This is a genomic window from Massilia antarctica, assembly GCF_015689335.1.
GTDB classification, from domain to species: domain Bacteria; phylum Pseudomonadota; class Gammaproteobacteria; order Burkholderiales; family Burkholderiaceae_D; genus Telluria_A; species Telluria_A antarctica.
Window position 1 is genome coordinate 3,352,053 of the sequence record NZ_CP065053.1, and the last position, 18,273, is coordinate 3,370,325.

The 18,273-nt window shown below is 63.5% G+C and carries 16 protein-coding genes and 1 tRNA gene; 8 read left to right on the forward strand and 9 right to left on the reverse strand.

The annotated features are described in order from the left end of the window. Positions 1-193 precede the first annotated feature (193 nt). The 3 genes from IV454_RS15105 to IV454_RS15115 form a co-directional block, all read right to left on the reverse strand. A complete protein-coding gene (locus IV454_RS15105) occupies positions 194-1,048 on the reverse strand; it encodes a flagellin N-terminal helical domain-containing protein (RefSeq protein ID WP_054266669.1) in 855 nt (284 codons plus the stop codon). A 234-nt stretch (positions 1,049-1,282) separates the two neighbouring features. Further along, positions 1,283-2,140, reverse strand: coding sequence for a flagellin N-terminal helical domain-containing protein (locus IV454_RS15110; RefSeq protein ID WP_054266670.1), 858 nt, complete (start codon positions 2,138-2,140; stop codon positions 1,283-1,285). Positions 2,141-2,365: 225 nt separating this feature from the next. Then, on the reverse strand, positions 2,366-3,226 hold the full coding sequence (locus tag IV454_RS15115; RefSeq protein WP_054266671.1) for a flagellin N-terminal helical domain-containing protein: 861 nt from the start codon (positions 3,224-3,226) through the stop codon (positions 2,366-2,368). 270 nt (positions 3,227-3,496) lie between these two features. Between IV454_RS15115 and IV454_RS15120 the strand changes: the two genes are divergently transcribed. The 3 genes from IV454_RS15120 (at position 3,497) to IV454_RS15130 (ending at position 6,198) form a co-directional block, all read left to right on the forward strand. Then, positions 3,497-4,465: a hypothetical protein gene (locus tag IV454_RS15120; protein WP_206092101.1), complete on the forward strand. Its 969-nt coding sequence runs from the start codon at positions 3,497-3,499 to the stop codon at positions 4,463-4,465. A gap of 25 nt (positions 4,466-4,490) precedes the next feature. After that, positions 4,491-4,931 carry a hypothetical protein gene (locus tag IV454_RS15125; RefSeq protein ID WP_206092102.1) on the forward strand — a complete coding sequence of 147 codons (441 nt, stop codon included), beginning with the start codon at positions 4,491-4,493 and terminating at the stop codon, positions 4,929-4,931. A 142-nt stretch (positions 4,932-5,073) separates the two neighbouring features. After that, the gene (locus IV454_RS15130; RefSeq protein ID WP_206092103.1) at positions 5,074-6,198 is read left to right on the forward strand and encodes an acyltransferase family protein; all 1,125 of its coding nucleotides are present in this window, start codon (positions 5,074-5,076) and stop codon (positions 6,196-6,198) included. 74 nt (positions 6,199-6,272) lie between these two features. Here IV454_RS15130 and IV454_RS15135 read toward each other — a convergent pair whose 3' ends face one another. After that, positions 6,273-6,719, reverse strand: coding sequence for a hypothetical protein (locus IV454_RS15135; protein WP_229522255.1), 447 nt, complete (start codon positions 6,717-6,719; stop codon positions 6,273-6,275). Between the two features lie 311 nt (positions 6,720-7,030). On the opposite strand from IV454_RS15135, the gene dusA reads away from it, so the two are divergent. The 4 genes from dusA (at position 7,031) to IV454_RS15155 (ending at position 12,120) form a co-directional block, all read left to right on the forward strand. After that, positions 7,031-8,029 carry a tRNA dihydrouridine(20/20a) synthase DusA gene (gene dusA, locus IV454_RS15140; protein WP_282961420.1) on the forward strand — a complete coding sequence of 333 codons (999 nt, stop codon included), beginning with the start codon at positions 7,031-7,033 and terminating at the stop codon, positions 8,027-8,029. A 521-nt stretch (positions 8,030-8,550) separates the two neighbouring features. Continuing rightward, positions 8,551-10,299: a methyl-accepting chemotaxis protein gene (locus IV454_RS15145; protein ID WP_229522257.1), complete on the forward strand. Its 1,749-nt coding sequence runs from the start codon at positions 8,551-8,553 to the stop codon at positions 10,297-10,299. A 120-nt stretch (positions 10,300-10,419) separates the two neighbouring features. Then, entirely contained in the window at positions 10,420-10,761 is a 342-nt protein-coding gene (locus IV454_RS15150) for an energy transducer TonB (protein WP_206092104.1), read from the forward strand. Positions 10,762-10,896: 135 nt separating this feature from the next. Continuing rightward, entirely contained in the window at positions 10,897-12,120 is a 1,224-nt protein-coding gene (locus tag IV454_RS15155; protein WP_206092105.1) for an MFS transporter, read from the forward strand. Between the two features lie 7 nt (positions 12,121-12,127). On the opposite strand, the gene IV454_RS15160 is transcribed toward IV454_RS15155, so the two are convergent. The 4 genes from IV454_RS15160 to IV454_RS15175 form a co-directional block, all read right to left on the reverse strand. Continuing rightward, the gene (locus IV454_RS15160; protein ID WP_206092106.1) at positions 12,128-14,173 is read right to left on the reverse strand and encodes an acyltransferase family protein; all 2,046 of its coding nucleotides are present in this window, start codon (positions 14,171-14,173) and stop codon (positions 12,128-12,130) included. 660 nt (positions 14,174-14,833) lie between these two features. Continuing rightward, complete coding sequence (locus tag IV454_RS15165; protein ID WP_206092107.1) at positions 14,834-15,055, reverse strand: hypothetical protein; 222 nt, start codon at positions 15,053-15,055, stop codon at positions 14,834-14,836. A gap of 81 nt (positions 15,056-15,136) precedes the next feature. Next, positions 15,137-15,847: a hypothetical protein gene (locus tag IV454_RS15170; RefSeq protein WP_206092108.1), complete on the reverse strand. Its 711-nt coding sequence runs from the start codon at positions 15,845-15,847 to the stop codon at positions 15,137-15,139. Between the two features lie 2 nt (positions 15,848-15,849). After that, complete coding sequence (locus IV454_RS15175) at positions 15,850-16,260, reverse strand: hypothetical protein (RefSeq protein WP_206092109.1); 411 nt, start codon at positions 16,258-16,260, stop codon at positions 15,850-15,852. Positions 16,261-16,515: 255 nt separating this feature from the next. Here IV454_RS15175 and IV454_RS15180 point away from each other — a divergent pair, with 255 nt between their 5' ends. Beyond that, a complete protein-coding gene (locus tag IV454_RS15180; protein ID WP_206092110.1) occupies positions 16,516-17,775 on the forward strand; it encodes a glycosyltransferase family 4 protein in 1,260 nt (419 codons plus the stop codon). 386 nt (positions 17,776-18,161) lie between these two features. Here the strand turns inward: IV454_RS15180 and IV454_RS15185 are convergent. Further along, a tRNA-His gene (locus tag IV454_RS15185) sits at positions 18,162-18,237 on the reverse strand. Between the last annotated feature and the right edge of the window lie 36 nt (positions 18,238-18,273).

The window sequence follows — 18,273 nt, forward strand, 5'->3', positions numbered from 1 at the left end:
GGTGGGGGTTGTCGGAGCCGCGGTGTGCTGCGCTCTTACAAGTACAAGACGACCGTTTCGGCGGGCGCGTTAAGTGCCGCATGGAAATTAATCGAACTATTTTTCGTGCATAAAAAAAGCCAGCCGGATGAGGGCTGGCTGGAACGACACCCGGCTGAGGCAGCCGGGCTTGGTGCGCATGAACGATGGCCGATTACTGCAGCAGGGACATGACCATCGAGGACATGCTGTTGCTCTGCTTGAGCATGGCGGTGCCGGCTTGCAGCAGCATCTGGCTGGTGGTCATTTTCGAGCTTTCGCTGGCGAAGTCGACGTCCATGATGCGGCCGGTGGCGGCCTTGCTGTTGGTGCTGATGTTCGACAGGTTGTTGTAGACGTGTTCCAGGCGGTTGGCCGAGGCGCCCAGGGATGAGCGCACGGTGCCGATCGAGGCCAGCGCGGTCGAGAGCAGGTCGATGGTGGCGTTGGCGCTGGCGGTCAGTTCGGTGCCCGGGGTGCCCGGCACGGTGTAGGTGCCGCTGGTGGCGCCGATGGCGGTGTTCATGGCGGTCACGTCGGTGGCCAGGTTGACCGTCATTTTTTCGCTGGTGCTTGAACCGATCTGGAAGGTCATCGAGGAAGCGATGGTGCCGCCGATCAGCAGCTTGGCGCCGCCGAAGGTGGTGTTGGTCATCACGTTGCTCAATTCCTTGCCGAGCGCATCGTACTCGGACTGCATGGCGGTCTTGTCGGCCGTGGTCGAGGAGGCATCGGACGCCTGGGTGGCCAGATCCTTCATGCGCACCACCATATTGCTCACTTCGTCGAGCGCGCCTTCAGCGGTCTGCAGCATCGAGGTCGAGTTCTGGGTGTTGCGCATGGCAACGGCCATGCCGCTGGTCTGGGCTTTCAGGCGGGTGGCGATTTGCAGGCCGGCGGCGTCGTCCATCGACGAATTGATGCGGTAGCCGGTCGACAGGCGGGTCATCGAGGTCGACAGCTCGCCCTGGGTGCGGTTGATCGAATTTTGCGCGGACAGGGCAGCGTTGTTGGTGTGAAGGCTCAGCATGGTCAAACTCCTGGGGGTTGGGTGGTTGCTTCTCGGAGCCGCACTGGTGTCGCGCTCTCATCAATACAAGGCGACACTTTGATCGAGATCATTAAGTGCCACATGGAAATATATTGAAAATAAATCGGCGTATGACCGTTATGGAACTATTGCGGCGCGCATGGACGAAAAAAAACCAGCCGGTGGGCGGCTGGCTTTCGTGGACAAGCCGGCTCGGCCGGGCTTGCCTGGGGATTACTGCAGCAGCGACATGACCATCGAGGACATGCTGTTGCTCTGTTTCAGCATGGAGGTGCCGGCTTGCAGCAGCATCTGGCTGGTGGTCATTTTCGAGCTTTCGCTGGCGAAGTCGACGTCCATGATGCGGCCGGTGGCAGCCTTGCTGTTGGTGCTGATGTTCGACAGGTTGTTGTAGACGTGTTCCAGGCGGTTGGCCGAAGCGCCCAGACCCGAACGCACGGTGCCGATCGAGGCGATCGCGGTCGAGAGCAGGTCGATGGTGGCCGAGGCGCCGCCGCCGGTCAGTTCGGTGCCGACCGTGTTCGGAGCGACGTAGTTGGCGGTGGTGGCGGTGACGTCGGCCACCAGGGTGGTCATGTCGGCGCTCATGTTGACCGTCATTTTCTCGCTGGTGCTCGAACCGATCTGGAAGGTCATGGCCGAGGCGATGGTGCCGCCGACGAGCAGCTTGGCGCCGCCGAAGGAGGTGTTTTTCAGTACGTTGTTCAGTTCGGTGCCGAGGGCATCGTATTCCGACTGCATGGCGGTCTTGTCGGCGCCAGTGGAAGAGGCATCGGCCGCTTGCGTCGCCAGATCCTTCATGCGCACCATCATGTTGCTTACTTCATCGAGCGCGCCTTCCGCGGTCTGCAGCATCGAGGTCGAGTTCTGGGTGTTGCGCATCGCTACGGCCATGCCGCTGGTCTGGGCCTTCAGGCGGGTGGCGATCTGCAGGCCGGCGGCGTCGTCCATCGACGAATTGATGCGATAGCCGGTCGACAAACGGGTCATCGAGGTCGACAGCTCGCCCTGGGTGCGGTTGATCGAATTTTGCGCGGACAGGGCAGCGTTGTTGGTGTGAAGGCTCAGCATGGTCAAACTCCTGGGTGTTGGGGGTGGGGGCCGTTCGGAGCCGCACTGTGTCGCGCTCTTGTCACTACAAGGCGACGGCTGCGGGTCGGGCATTAAGTGCTACATGGAAATATATTTGCGTATTATCAGTCTGGACACGCCGCGGCGCGGGCGGACGAAAAAAAACCAGCCGGGTGGACGGCTGGCTTTCGTGGGGAACCCGGCTCGGCCGGGCATCCCTGGGGATTACTGCAGCAGGGACATGACCATCGAGGACATGCTGTTGCTCTGTTTCAGCATGGAGGTGCCGGCTTGCAGCAGCATCTGGCTGGTGGTCATTTTCGAGCTTTCGCTGGCGAAGTCGACGTCCATGATGCGGCCGGTAGCAGCCTTGCTGTTGGTGCTGATGTTCGACAGGTTGTTGTAGACGTGTTCCAGGCGGTTGGCCGAAGCGCCCAGACCTGAACGCACGGCGCCGATCGAGGCGATCGCGGTCGACAGCTTGTCGATCGTGGTCGAGGCGGTGCCGGCGGCGGTCAGTTCGGTGCCGACCGTGTTCGGGGTGACATAGTTGGCGGTGGTCGCGGTGACGTCGGTGACCAGGGTGCCCATGCTGGCCGACAGGTCGACCGTCATTTTCTCGCTGGTGCTCGAACCGATCTGGAAGGTCATGGCCGAGGCGATGGTGCCGCCGACGAGCAGCTTGGCGCCGCCGAAGGAGGTGTTGGTCAGCACGTTATTCAGTTCGGTACCCAGGGCATCGTATTCCGACTGCATGGCGGTCTTGTCGGCCGAGGTGGAGGAGGCGTCGGCCGCTTGCGTGGCCAGATCCTTCATGCGCACCATCATGTTGCTTACTTCATCGAGCGCGCCTTCAGCGGTCTGCAGCATCGAGGTCGAGTTCTGGGTGTTGCGCATCGCAACGGCCATGCCGCTGGTCTGGGCTTTCAGGCGGGTGGCGATTTGCAGGCCGGCGGCGTCGTCCATCGACGAATTGATGCGGTAGCCGGTCGACAGGCGGGTCATCGAGGTCGACAGCTCGCCTTGGGTGCGGTTGATCGAATTTTGCGCGGACAGGGCAGCATTGTTGGTGTGAAGGCTCAGCATGATCAAACTCCAGGTGTAGGGGGTGGGGGCTTCGGAGTCGCAGTGCTTTGCGCTCTCCCAAGTACAAGACGACCGTTTCTCCCAAGTCATTAAGTGCCGTATGGAAATAATTTGAAATTTTTTCCGTGGCGGCCGGAAAACACTGCCATCTATCCATATTTCTCTTTGTAATGAATGACTTAGTGAATGCCTGACCCGATTGAGAACGCTTAAACCCGGGCCGCCGGGCTGGCGCCAAGATGAGGTTCTTTCATCGTGCGGAGCGCTATCATGAAATGTTTGCTTAAATCATCTGTCTTCTTGTTCGCCCTGTCTTGCCTGGCCCATGGCGCGGGGGCCGAGCCGCCATCCACGGCCCAGCGCGCGGGCGGTGCGGTGCGCACGATCGTGGTGGGCGGGGAAACCCTGGTCATGAAGGGTGAGCGACTCATCGCCAGACTGACAGATGAGCAAAGCACGCATTACTTCTATAAAGAGGGCCGGCTGTCCAATGTCTACCGTTCGGACGGCAGGTTCGCCAGCTATGACTACGACGACGACAAGCGGCTGGAGCGGATTGAATTTTCCGATGGAACGGTGCAGCGGGCGGTGTATCGGGCCGGAATCCTGGTCTCGCTCGACAGTTCCTCGGGCCAGCGCATGATCATGGCGGCGGCGCCGGCGCCGGCGCTGGACAAACCGGTGGCTGCCGCCGCCGGCAAGGAAGGGCAGCTCAAGTCCGCGGCTGTCCCCCCTGGCGCGGGAACGGCGGCGGTGCTGTCGGCGCCGGATGCCCTGAATAAAAAACTGCTGGCCATCGTGGGCTGGGAAGAAAAGAGCTGGGAATGCCGTCTCGCGCCCGATGAACGGACCATTTGCATCGGGCGCGGCGGCGGCGGGGGCGGGGGCGACAGTGGCGGCGACAGCGACAGCGGCGGCGCCCCCTATGGAGGCATCGGCTGGACTCCCGGAGATGGCGCCCCCTCGGGCGGCGGCCACGGTGGCGGCGACAGCGGTGGTGGAAACGGCGATGGTTACGGTGGCGATGGCGGAAACGGCGACGGCTACGGCGGCGGCGGCCCGCGTTACCCGACCAATTTGCCCACGCGCATGAGTTGCCTGTCCGCTGCGAGCGAGACCTTCGAGATCATGCGCGACGAGGTATGCACAATGGTCCGGGATCCAACCATCTGCATGGAGCAGAACTTATTGCTCTTTCAGCAGCTGTGGCAAGAATGCATCGCCAGGTTCCCCCACTAAGCCGTCGCCTTTGAGGAGAAAGAGCATGATTTCCATCGGATCGGATGAGCTTCGGCGCATCCAGTATTTTATCTTCGCGGTCCAGCGGCTCAACGGCATGGCCGACGTCATCGCTACCTGGATGGCGCACGGGACCATGACTGCCTGGGATGGCACGCCGGCCCGCTTTGCCGACTGTGAAGCGGCGGCGATCGGGTATTTCGGCGCGCGCCCCGGACAGGAGGGGCTGCGGCGCGACTACCTGGCGGCGCTGCGGGCTGCGCAACAGATCGACCAGACCCTGGCCGCTTTCCTGGCCGGTGGCGCGCACGGCGATCTCGATGCCTTGCTGGAGCAGGCCAGCGCGGCGCTGAACCAGTTTGCTGGTGTGATCGACAGGCTGCCGGACTACCCCTGCGCGGAAATGGACGCCCCGGCCTTCAGAACGGAAGCGCGCCACTGTTTATCCCTGCGCCAGGCGGCATAGCGGAGCATGGCTGAGCGCGGGCGGGGCCTGCCGGCCGCCCGCGAATAACTGCTGCGCCACGGGTGCGTGTTGGCTTATCATTGACATCCCGGCAAAGCGCTGCGCCGCGCACGTACTTTTCCAACTCAACCCACATGATGGTATGCCCCCGAACAATGCCTTAATCCGCGCCAGCGGCCTCGATACCCTGCGCGCCGTCGCCATTGCACTCGTCCTGATGTCTCATTATGATGGTTTTGTCAGCGGTAAGGACACCTTCGGCGTGGTGGGCAAGGTCGGCTGGACGGGGGTGGACCTGTTCTTCGTGCTCAGCGGTTATCTGATCGGGAACCAGATTTTGTCGGCGATCGCGCGCAAGGAAACGTTTTCCCTGAAGGCGTTTTTCGCCAGGCGCCTGCTGCGCACCTTGCCGAATTATTACTTCATGCTGGCCCTGTATTTCCTGCTGCCGCACCTGCTCAGCGGTTCGAGCACCGCGCCGCTGTGGCAATTCCTGACCTTCACGCAGAATATCGGCCTGGCCTATGGGCAAACGTTCAGCCATTCCTGGTCATTGTGTATCGAAGAGCAATTTTATCTGGCGCTGCCGCTGGTGGTGCTCGCGGTCGTGCGCTGCAGGCGGCCGCTGGCCATTGGATGGTGGCTTATCGGCGCTGCCATCGGCGCCGGCATGCTGGCGCGCGGGAGCGCGTTTGTGCTGCATGAGTACGATGCCTTTTCGGCGCAAACCTACTACGCCACCTGGTGCCGCTTCGACGAATTGCTGCCTGGTGTGGCCATCGCCCTGCTCAAGAACTTTCATGGCGCCCTGTACGAAAAGATCCTGGCAAAGGGCAATGTGTTATTGGTCGCCGGGCTGGCCGCCGTCGTCGCCACACTATATTGCGTGAAGCAGGAGTTGCCCGATACGATGATCTCGACCACCCTCGGCTTTTCCCTGCTCGCCATCGGCTACGCCGTGCTGGTCATGGCGGCGCTCAGTCCGGCCTCGCTTCTGGGGCGGATAAGAGTGCCCGGCGCTACCCAGCTGGCGCTGTGGTCGTACGCCATTTACCTGATCCACAAACCCATCTTCATGGTCGCCGCGCCGCGGTTGCGCGAGATGAAGGTCGATGTCAACGCGCCGCTGACCGTGCTGCTGCTGTTCGCCGTCAGCATCTTTGGCGGCTGGCTGCTGTTTCGCTGCGTGGAGACCCCGTTCATGCAGTTGCGCGCGCGCTGGTATCCCTCGCGGCGGGCAGCGCCGCAACTGGCAGCTGCGGCCTGACAAGGGGGTGTTGGCATGCCGCCCAGCATGGGAAAAACAGCTTGTGTATGGTTGAGCTTGCTTCGGAGAGGAGCTTACTTCGCGGGCGCAGGTGCGGGAGCCGCTGGCGCCACGGCTGCCTGGGGAATGGTGATGACGATGGGCGGTGGCTGCATGTGAGTCTCCGCCTGCGTTTTTTCCGTCATCTTTGATACGGTAAATATTGCTCCAATGCTGGCGAGGCCAAAGCCGACTACCCACTTAACAATATCCATCATGCCTTTGTGCATATCGGCACGCATTTTTTCCATGTCGGCGCGCGTTTTTTCCATATCGGCGCGCATTTTTTCCATCTCCGCGTGCGTCTGCCCCATTTGCCTGGCCATGTCGGCACGCAGTTCGGCAAAGGCAGTGCGCAGTTCGGCAAAGCCAGTTTTCACGCTGGTATCGAAATTCGCCAGGCGCGCATCAACCCGAGCCTCGGAGGCGTCGAGCTTCGCGTTGATCTCATCGTTGCTTGGGGTTGTCATTTGCTCCGCCATTCCTGTTTCCGGAAGAGTTTGCTTTGCTTATCGCATTCGCTGCGATGGGCAATATAGTGTATAGACCTCAACGGCGCTCGATGGTTTCGACCGCTCATGTATATTTTTTCGCGGGATCATCGTGGACTGGGGCGGGAAGGGCGATGGTCCGGGCGCAACAATCCGGATCAGCTGCGGTCATGTTTGATATGATTCGTCTTTCCCGGTGCGTGCCCGCGCGGGCGCGCCCCTGCCGCCCCACTGTCGTCAGCGACACCATTTACATTTCCGCAGCTACTGCGCAGCACGGCGGACATCATAGGTAAAATCACTTGAAATCAACGAATTACCGGGGCAGGACGCTCTCTATTGCCCCGATGATGGACTGGACCGACCGTCACTGCCGCAAGTTCCACCGCCAGATCACCCGCCATACCTGGCTCTACACCGAGATGGTGACCACCGGCGCGCTGGTGTACGGCGACGTCGAGCGCCATCTGCGCTTCAATGAAGAAGAGCATCCGGTCGCCCTGCAGCTGGGCGGCAGCGATCCGGCCGACCTGGCCACCAGCGCCAGGCTGGGCCAGCAATGGGGTTACGATGAAATCAACCTGAACTGCGGCTGCCCGTCGGAGCGGGTGCAGAAGGGCGCGTTTGGCGCTTGCCTGATGGCCGAACCGCAACTGGTGGCCGATTGCGTGAAAGCCATGCGCGACGCCGTCACCATCGACGTCACCGTCAAGCACCGCATCGGCATCGACCGCAACGAGGAGTACGGCTTCGTGCGCGATTTCGTCGGCACCATCGCCGATGCCGGCTGCAATACCTTCATCGTGCATGCGCGCAATGCCATTTTGAAGGGGCTGTCGCCCAAGGAAAACCGCGAGATTCCACCGCTCAAGTACGAGGTGGCCTACCAGCTCAAGCGCGAGTTCCCGGACCTGGAAATCATCATCAACGGCGGCATCAAGACGTCCGACGAGATCGCGCTGCACCTGGCGCACGTCGACGGCGTGATGATGGGGCGCGAGGCTTACCATAATCCCTATGTCATGGCCGAGTACGATGCGCGCTTCTATGGCGACGCGGCGCCGGTCAAGTCGCGCGAGGAAGTGCTGGCCGCGATGATCCCGTATATTCAGGCGCAGCTGGAGCTGCATGCGGCGCGCGGCTTGAAATTGAACAGCATCACCCGTCACATGCTGGGGCTGATGGCCGGGCTGGGCGGTGCGCGCAGTTTCCGCCAGGTGATGTCGGACCCGAAACGGCTGGCCGCGGCCGATCCGCACCTGCTGCTCGAAGCGGCCGCCGGGATGCGTCGCGCGTCGTAACGTCGGGCGCCGTAGCGTCGGGCGCCGTAGCATCGGGGCGCCCCAAGGTCGGGCATCGCAAGGTCGGGCAGCGCAAGGTCTGGCGCCGCAGGCAGCCCTGTGTCCTTCCCGTCCGCCAGCATCGCCCCTGTTCTCCTCACCGCTTTCCCTCCGCATGCCTGGGCTTGACCGGGCGTGCGCGACCTCCTCTGCGCGCCGTATAGTTCCATTAAAGAAACTATATTTTAATTGCACAAACGCATTTTTACTTGCCTTATAGCAAAAAACACCTCTATAATCCCCCTATCTTTTGCCTGTTTTGCAATCGGCGCAAGCTGATTCGTCTCTGTTGTTCTGTTGAAACAATTCGTTCTCGAATCAACTTTTTTGCATGCGCAGTCACTGTTTTGATTTATCCTAAATGGAACGCAGATCGCCAGGCGTTTCTTCAAAGACAGCATCGAGCCGGTCGCATCCAGAGCCTACAGTACCCGTCGTTACCCTAGCTAATTCGATCAATAGTTCCATAGAAAAGACGCGAAATGAATTTATCCAACATGAAGGTCGGCACCCGTTTAGGCCTGGGATTTGTCCTGGTCCTGTCGTTTCTGGTCGCGGTCACCATCGTCGGCATCATTAGCATGGCGCAAATCCAGGCGCGCCTGGATAACGTGGTCGGCGTCAACAATGTGGTGACCCGTCTCGTGATCGATATGCGTACCAATGTCAGCGAGCGCATCGTGTCGCTGCGCATCCTGACCCTGATGACCGATCCGGCCGACATGGAACCGGAAATGAAGCGCATCAAGGAGCAAACCGGCCGCTACGGCGACGCCGAGAAAAAGCTGAGCGAGAAGTTCGCCGCCGGCGCCTCGGCCGAGGAAAAGAGCTTGCTGGCCCAGATCAAGGAACACGAAGCGCTGGCCATGCCGGCCCTGGCCAAGGCGTCCGACCTGTGGCTGGCCAACAAGGCCGAAGACGCGACCCGCGTGATGATCAAGGAAATCCGTCCGGTTCAGAAAAAATGGATGGAAGCGCTGGAACAACTGGCCGCCCTGGAAGACAAACTCAATAGCGCAGCACAAAAAGACGCCGAACGCGGCTTCGAAAATGCCCGCATGACCATGCTGATCCTGGGCGGCGTCGCCATCCTGCTAGGCGGCATCGCGGCCGTCTTCATCACCCGCGGCCTGCTCAAGCAGCTCGGCGGCGAGCCGGACTACACCGCCAGGATCGCCAGCAGCATCGCCCACGGCGACCTGTCGGTCCACATCGATACCAGCGGCGCCGACAAGGGCAGCCTGCTGATGGAAGTGCGCGAAATGCGCAACAGCCTGAAAGATATCGTCGGCCAGGTGCGCGGCGGCACCGAAACCATCGGCACCGCCTCGCGTGAAATCGCGGCCGGCAATATCGACCTGTCCTCGCGTACCGAAATGCAAGCCAGCGCCCTCGAAAAGACCGCCTCGGCGATGGAAGAATTGACCTCGACCGTGAAACAGAATGCCGACAATGCCCGCGAAGCCAATCAGCTCGCCGCCAGCGCCTCGGACGTGGCCCGCAAGGGTGGCGAAGTGGTGTCGCAAGTGGTCGACACCATGGGCTCGATCAACGCCTCGGCCAACAAGATTGTCGACATCATCGGCGTGATCGATGGCATCGCTTTCCAGACCAATATCCTGGCGCTGAACGCGGCGGTGGAAGCGGCCCGTGCCGGCGAACAGGGCCGCGGTTTCGCGGTGGTCGCCTCGGAAGTGCGCAACCTGGCGCAGCGTTCGGCGGCGGCGGCGAAAGAAATCAAGAACCTGATCGGCGATTCGGTCGAGAAGGTCGAGCGCGGCAGCAAGCTGGTCGGCCAGGCCGGCGTGACGATGGATGAAGTCGTCGCCAGCGTCAAGCGGGTCACCGACATCATGGGCGAAATCGCCAACGCCAGCCAGGAACAGAGCGCCGGCATCGAGCAAGTGAATATGTCGATCATCGAGATGGACAGCATGACCCAGCAGAACGCGGCCCTGGTCGAACAGGCCGCCGCCGCCGCGCAGAGCCTGCAGGACCAGGCCAGCGAGCTGGCGCACGTGGTCAGCATCTTCAAGCTGATCGAAGGCGAGGAAACCCATGTCGCCGCGCCTTCCTCGATGGCAATGGCAGCACCGGCGCGTCCGGCCAAGCCGGCGCCGCTGCGCGTGGCCAAGCCGGTCCTGAAACGTCCGGCGCCGGCTGCGGCAGCGCCCGCCAAGCCGAAAAAAGCGGCCGCCACCAGCGGCAGCGAGGAATGGGAAGAATTCTGATCCATTTCCCGGCCGGCCGGCAAGGGCGGGGCGGGATGGACGGACTAGTGCAGTGCAAGCTGCAGCGTTAGCGCCGACGTGATGCAGGCGCGAGGTGGTACTTATTGTCAGGGAAATTGTATGTTGACCTCTACGCGTTGGATGAGTGTGATCGGCGGCTTGCTGGTGTGCGGCGCCGCCGCCGCGGGCGAAGTACCGGCCAGTTTCGATGCCGCCAAGTGCAAGGCCGAGTATCCCAAGGCGTCGCTGATGAACGAGGAACAGGGCACGGTGTCGATGTCCTTCCTGGTCGGCCCGGACGGCTCGGTGATCGAATCAAAGCTGGAAAAAACCAGCGGCTTCAAGAATCTCGACAAGGCCGCCATCAAGTCGATCAGCGCCTGCAAGTTCAAACCCGGCACCAAGGATGGCGCCCCGGCCCAGACCTGGGCCAAGGTCGACTACGCCTGGAAACTCGACTGATCCGCTAGCTTCGTTCCACGCGGCCGCTCCGCCCGGACCGGCCGCGGCAAAACCCTTGTTTCAGCCGCGCAGCCGGGCTGGCGCTCGCCACCGGCCCAGTTTACATATGTCGCTCGCGCATGTATGGTCGCGCGCATGCACACCAAACTCCTCATTGCCGCTGCCTGTTTGCTGGGCCTGTTTTCGACCATCGGCGCCGCGCTGCCCTATCCCATCCTGCCGCCCCTGTTCGCGGCGGGCGCCGGCAATGGCCTGAACGCCTTCCTCGGCCTGCCGCCCAAGATGCTGTTCGGCCTGGCCCTGACCATCAATCCGCTCGGCCTGCTGATCGGCAATACCCTGCTCGGCCCGCTGTCGGACCGCTACGGCCGCCGTCCGCTGCTGATGCTCACCACCTTCGGCGCCGCCCTCGGCCATGTGCTGACGGCGCTGGCGCTGCTGCTCGAATCGTATCCGCTGTTTATCCTGGCCCGCTTCGGCACTGGCCTCCTGGAAGGTAACGGCGCCGTGGTGCGCGCCATGCTGGCCGACCGCCTCGACGGCGAGCTGCGCGTGCGCGCGCTGTCGTGGCTGAACGGCGCTTTCTATTTGGGCTGGCTGGCCGGGCCGCTGCTGGCTGGCGCCACGGTGGTGTTGGGTATCACCGTGCCGTTCTGGATCGCGGCCGGCGCGCTGGTGCTGACTACGGCGCTGGTGGCGGCGGTGCTGCCGCGCGAGGCCGCCTCGCTTGCCACGACCTCGTGGTGGCAGGTGGCGCGCCACCAGCATGCATTCCACCTGCTGCGCCATGCCGAGCTGCGCACACTGTTCATCGTCCAGTTCGCCTATACCTGCGGGGTGACGGCCTTTTACGAGTTTTATCCCTTGTGGCTGGTGGAATTTCCCGGCTACGGCGCGCCCGGCATCGCCTGGATCACGGCCGGCCTGTGCGCAGTGATGACTTTCACGGCCGTGTTCGCCGGTCGCCCGAGCCGCATCGCACCGCTGCGGCGGGCCGCCTGGAGCGCCTGCGGCGGCGCCGCCGCCATCGCCGCGCTGGCGCTGGGCAATGTGTGGGTGGGCTTGGCGGCGATCGTGCTGTTCGGCATTCCGAATGCGTTTTATAACGCCATCGTGCCGGGCTGGTGCGCGGAGCGTTTCGGCGCGCTGGGGCAGGGCGCGGTGATGGGTTTGCTGTCGACCACGTTTTGCCTGGCCAATATCGTCATGGCCCTGGCCGGGTCGGTGCTGACCCTGGCCGATACGCGCCTGGTGCTGGGGCTGGGCGCCGTGCTGTCGGCCTGGGCCGGATGGCGCCTGCTGGGCTGGCGCCTGCGGATGGCGGGCCCCGCCGTGCCGGGCGGGACCGCCGAAGGTTGACGCGGGGTCAGCCGGCCGGGGGCGGGCTGGCCTGGGCTGTCGGCTGGGTCCGCGTGGCCGCGCTGGCGCCTGCCGGGGCGCGCAGCATGGTCGGATCGAGGAAGCTGGCGGCGCGCCGGCTGTAGGCGGGACGCATGTGGATGGTGTCCGTGTACAGCGGCGCGCCGCTGTCGTCGAGCACGGGGCAGAGATTATCCTTGCACATGAATTGGGCCGGTTCGATGACGATGGCGCCGGTGTCGGCGGCAATCGCGGTCAGGCGCGCCAGCGGCGCGGCGTTGCGCTGGCGGTAGTCGGCCAGGTCGAAGGCGGGGACCTTGGGCAGCGGCGCGATGGAACCGAAACGCGAGCCGGTGTACATCGATTGCGGATCGAAGGCGGCGCCGGCCGGCGGTTGCAGCACCAGGAACACGCGCTTGCCGTTCTTGCGCAAGGTGGCCAGGCTGTCGTGCAGTGAGGCGTAAGCCAGTTCCTGGGCGTCGGGCGCCGGGAAGGCTTTGCTGACGCCGCCTTTTTCGAACAGCAGTTCGCGCTGGCCGGCATTGAAATAGCCGTACCAGGCCGCGCCCACCACCACGGTGTCGACTTGCGCACTGTTGGCCAGTGCGTAGGCAGCCCTCACCGTCTTGGGACACAGCGGGAAGCGGATCTGCGGCAGGCGCACCGTGTTCTCGATCGGCGGACAGCCGCCGGCCGTGGCGAAGATGACGCTGCTAAAGCGCGCCGGATCGCTGGCCACCGCATGTTCGATGCGCGGGCCGTACTGCTGCATCACGGAGTCGCCCAGGAACACGGTCAGGCCCGGCCCGCGGCTGAGCGCCTTCTGGAACACCACGCCCTCGTAGCGCATCGGCGCCAGGGTCGGGCCGGGGAACTGGCTATCGTTCAGGGCCGCCAGGTAAGACTCGGCGCCGTGGGTATCGATGCGTTCGCGCAGCAGGCTGGTGCTGATCGTCAGGCCGAGCACGGCGATGGCGACCATGCCCAGGCCCAGCGACCAGGTCACGCGGTTGCGGTCGCGCCGTTCGCGCAGCGGGATTTCGACCAGGCGCCAGGTGAGCCAGGCCAGCACGAAACCGGCGCCGATCAGGGCCAGCTTGAGGAGCGTCGGCGGCTTCTGGCCGTAGATGATATGGCCGTAGGACAGCAGCGGCCAGTGCCACAGGTACAGGGGATAGCTGATCAGTCCGATCGCGACGGGCAGGCGTCGGCTGAGCAGCAGGCGGTTCAGCAAGCCATTCTTGCCGGCCAGGATCAGCATGCAGGCGCCGCCGACCGGCAGCATGGCCCACCAGCCGGGGAACAGCGATTGCGCATTGGTCAGCCAGAACGCCAGGCCGAGCAGCAGCGCGCCGCCCAGGGACAGCGCCGTGCCATGCCGTTCGAAGCGCTGCGCCTGGTGCAGGTTCAGCCAGGCGACCACGCCGCCGGCCATCAGCTCCCAGAAGCGGGTGAGCGGCGAGAAGAACGCGGCCACCGGATGGTCGCTCACGAGCAGCACGTTGGCGCTCATCGAGATCACGAAGATGACGCCGGCCACCCACAGGAAGCGCAGCTTGCGCGAGAACACCAGCCACAGGATCAGCGGCCACAGGATGTAGAACTGTTCCTCGACCCCGAGCGACCACAGGTGCAGGAAGGGCTTGGTGATGCCGTCATTGTCGAAGTAGCCCGCTTCGTTCCACAGCACCAGGTTCGACACGAAGGTGGTGCCGGCCACGGCGTGCTTGCCGATCTGCTGGAATTCGCCGCGCAGCAGAACCACCCAGCCGAAGGCGAGGGTGGCCAGCATGACGACTGTCAGGGCCGGGAAAATGCGGCGGATGCGGCGCACGTAAAAATCGGCGATGCTGAACTTGCCCTTTTCGAGCTGCGAAATCAGGATCGAGGTAATCAGGAAGCCGGAAATGACGAAGAAAATGTCGACGCCCACGAAGCCGCCAGCGAACCAGGTCGGCCAGGCGTGGAACAGGATGACGGCGATGACCGCCAGCGCACGCATGCCATCGATATCGGGCCGGTAGGCGAGGGCGCCCGCGTGCGCGGTATGCAAATTGGTTTGAATGACTGTCTCCAGGAAAAATTAAGTAAAAAACAATGCCGACAACACGCGCATTATAGTGGAAGCGCCCAGCTGGCTTGTGAATAGTTCAATTCGGTGCGTGGATAAAGCTTCTCGAAAACACCCTGCAGTTTTGCCTTTTCCCCGGTTCGACTGCGCTCCCGGGGTGGCGTTCCCATTCAATCGCGACGGGTACGATGCGATCAAATCCGGGCCCGCGCCGCCATGGTGGCGGCCCAGGAAATCGTGCAGCGGCAATGCGCGCGGGACGGCATCGCACCGGCCGGGTCTACAGATCGGCCCTCGGCGCTTCAAGCAGCAGCTCGTGCCAGGTGGCGATGTAGCGCCTCGCTGCCGGTGTCTCAAGCGCAGCGTCGGCGGCCTTGCTTGAAAGCCGATTCATGCTGTCGACGCTTTTTCCGAGTTGTTCCGAACAGGCGGACAGCAAAAGAACAAGGGCGGAACCGAAAAGCAATTTCAGGGGGCAGGAATGGATGTTGAGGGAAGAATAACATTCTGCGCGTGCCGGACCCGCGCCAGCGCAGGCTGGCGCCTGTGGGGCAGCTACGCGGCGCAGGGGCGCCTCCGATCAAGCGGTCGCGGGCATGCCGACGGCAGTGCCCGGCAATCGCGCTCCCCCTGCGCGGCAGGCTAGCTGACCGCAGCCTCGCGCAGGCGGCGTGCGGCCTGGCGACGGTCGTAGCTTTCGATCAGCGCGTTTTGCGAGACTTCATCGCCAATGCCGCGCAGCTTGAGAAAACGCTGGGCGGCATCGCTGCCGAAGGCGCGCTGCAATGCAATGGCTTCGTGCAATTGCGCTGCGGTTTCGAGGTCCTGGCGACGTTCTTCGTGACGGCGTTCTGCATCGTCCATGTTGTTCTCCTGGTTACTGTATTGCATTTATAGCACGCAAAGAAAATGCATGCTCGAAATGCGCGTACCGAACGCGGCTAGCTACGCGAATGTCAGCAGGCCGGCGAAACGCAGGGCGAGCGCGTGCAGGGGGGAGGACACCATGGGCGCCGGGCTGTGGGTGCTGTCGCTGCCGCAGTTGCCGCAGTAGTGGCGCCGGTGTTGTGTTTGCGCAAAGCTGCCCAGGTCGAGATGCGGATGGCCGCAGCGCGCGCAGTCGACGCAGCCGAGCGCCTGTCCGGTGGCGCGCGCCCGGGTGTATGCCAGCAGGGCGGGCGGGGTGATGTTGACCTGGATGATGTCGGTACCGGGAAACAGTGCGTGGGCGTCGCTGCTGCACATCGCCACCGCCGCGCAGCGCCCGGACGGCGTTGCCTGGGCTGCCGCGGGTACGCTGGCAAGTTCCATCGCGCCAGAGGCGGCGCAGGAGATCGTGACCTTGGCACAGGCCGCCAGGTCGATCACGGGCGGATGCAGGGCGTAGCCCATTTTCCCGGCGTGCCGTGCGCAGCGCTGCGTGCCGCTGTGCGCCAGCGCGGCCAGGTCCGCCTTGACGCCCCAGTAGGCCTGGTGCGTGCGGCACCAGTGGCGCGCGGCGCCGTTGCGGTATTTGCCGGCCGCGACCAGCACGCAGGCGACCAGCGCATCGTCGCCCTGATCGGCGGGAAAGTGCCCCGTCAGCGCGCGGGTCGCCACCGTGATGTGCCCGACCGTGGCCTCATGCGGCCAGCAGATGCCGGCAACGTGCCGCAAGCTCAGTCGGAATGGGCGATATACAGGTCGCCCTTGCCGTCCGGCAGCCAGGTTTCGGCGATGTCGGAGCTGACGTCGAAAAAGCCCACGCCGTGTTTGGCGGCGAGCCGGGTGACGGTGGCGTGCGCTTCGTCGATCTGGTCCCACGAAAACGTGATGTAGATCAGCGACTTGCCGATGGTGTAATCGGTGCCGGCACTTTCCTCATCCTCGCCGGCCAGGTCTTCCAGGGGCACGGCCGGGAAGGTTTGCACGATCTCGGCGTAGAACCTTTGCAGCGCGGGGCTGGCGACGGCCGGATCGGCGTAGGAATGGCCCTCGCCCCATTCGGCTTGTTCGTCATACCAGGCCAGGAAAGCCTCGCGCTTCCTGGGCGCTGCTTCCGGTGCGAAAACCATCAGGTCGTAACTCATGCGTGTGGGCCTCTAAGAAATGGACATGCGCCGGACGGCACGATCAGTATTGTAGTCGACCGGCCGCCGCGCGACGCAGGCGGCGGCTGATTGACGAGGGCTGGCGCATTGTTTTTCATTACCGTCATGATGCACTCCGCCCGCGCAGCGGAACGAGGCCGCGCTGCGTGGCTGGCGTGCGTATTGGCGTGTTTTCGGACCGGCCCCGGCTGGTAAGATGCTCGCTTTCCATCTTGCAGGCCAGCGCACGACTTTATGACATTGAAAACAGCCCAGCCTTCGCCTGCCGGCGCGCCGCGCGCGCGCCGCATTCTGTTCATTCATCAAAATTTTCCCGGCCAGTTCAAGCGCATCGCGTCGCAGCTGGCGCGCGACCCGGCGTACGAGGTGCTGGCGATCGGCAAGGACGGCTGCCCCGGCTTGCCGGACGTGCGCACCCTGACCTACAAGCTGCACCGCGGCGCGGCCAAGGAAACCCACCACTACGCCAAGCCCTTCGAGGCCGGCATCCTGCATGGCCAGGCTTGCCTGCGCGTCTTGCTGTCGATGAAAGAGAAGGGCTTCGTGCCGGACGTGATCATCGCCCATCCGGGCTGGGGCGACACCATGTTCGTGCGCGAAGCGTTTCCGGATGCGCGGCTGGTGCATTTTTCCGAGTTCTACTATCACACGGACAACGCCGATGTCGGCTTCGATCCGGAGTTTCCCAGCACCATAGACGACCGCGCGCGGGTGCGCGCGAAGAACGCGCTGCAATTGCTCAACCTGGAAGGATGCGACATCGCCGTGGCGCCAACCGCATGGCAGAAAAGCCTGCACCCCAAGCCCTACCATGACAAGATCGCGCTGATCCACGAGGGGATTGACACCGCTTACCTGTGCCCGAATCCCGACGCCGCGTTCACTCTGCCGAACGGCAAAGTACTGCGTCCGGGCGACCCGGTGGTAACGTATGTGTCGCGCAACCTCGAACCCTACCGCGGCTTTCACACCTTCATGCGCGCGCTGCCCAGGATATTGGCCGACAATCCGGAATGCGACATCGTGCTTGCCGGCGGGTCCGACGTCAGCTACGGTGCGCGCCCGGCCGATGGCCAGAGCTGGCGCGCCAGGATGCTGGCCGAGGTCGCTGTCGATCCGGATCGCGTGCATTTCCTCGACCGCATCGCCTACGCGCGCTACCGCGACCTGCTGCAGGTCTCGGCCGCGCATGTGTACCTCACGTATCCGTTTGTGCTGTCGTGGTCGATGCTCGAAGCGATGGCCTGCGGCTGCCTGGTGATCGGATCGGACACGGCGCCGGTGACGGAAATCATCCGCGACGGCGAGAATGGCGTGCTGGTCGATTTTTTCGATACGGACGCGATTGCCGGCGCCGTCAGCCGGGCCTTGCGCGAGCCCGCGCGCTGCGTGCCGCTGCGGGCGCGGGCGGTGGAGTCGATCAAGGCCGGCTACGCGGTCGAAGAGGGCATCGCCGGCTACCGCCGCCTGATCGATGCCGCGCCCGGGGCGTAGGGCGAGCGCGGAAGAACGCGCTATCGAACGCCGGGTGGGCGAGCAATCCGCCATGTTGGAACGGGGGGGGCGCTGCCCGAATGTGCGGGGGAAGGGCGATGGCGGACTGCGAGCAAGCGCGTCGCGGCATCGCCTCGTATCGAACTGCCAGAGGATCGGGTGTCGGCGGCCGGTAAGGAGGGGGCCGGGACCGTGCGCGCTGCACGCGCAGCGATGGCGGGATGGATTGAGCGCTAGCCTCGTTGCCCTGCCCACGCACCAACGCGCGCGCATTAAAAAAGCCACCTCGAAGGTGGCCATATCGTTGGGAAATTTAGAGAACCGCTCTCGGAGTCGCGTCATGCAATGCGATGTCACGTAGAAGTCTTTGATTTCAATGCGAACGATGGGGTGGCTGATGGGGCTCGAACCCACGACAACAGGAATCACAATCCTGGACTCTACCAACTGAGCTACAGCCACCATCGAATCTGCATTTTGTTCAGATGCTTCCTGAAC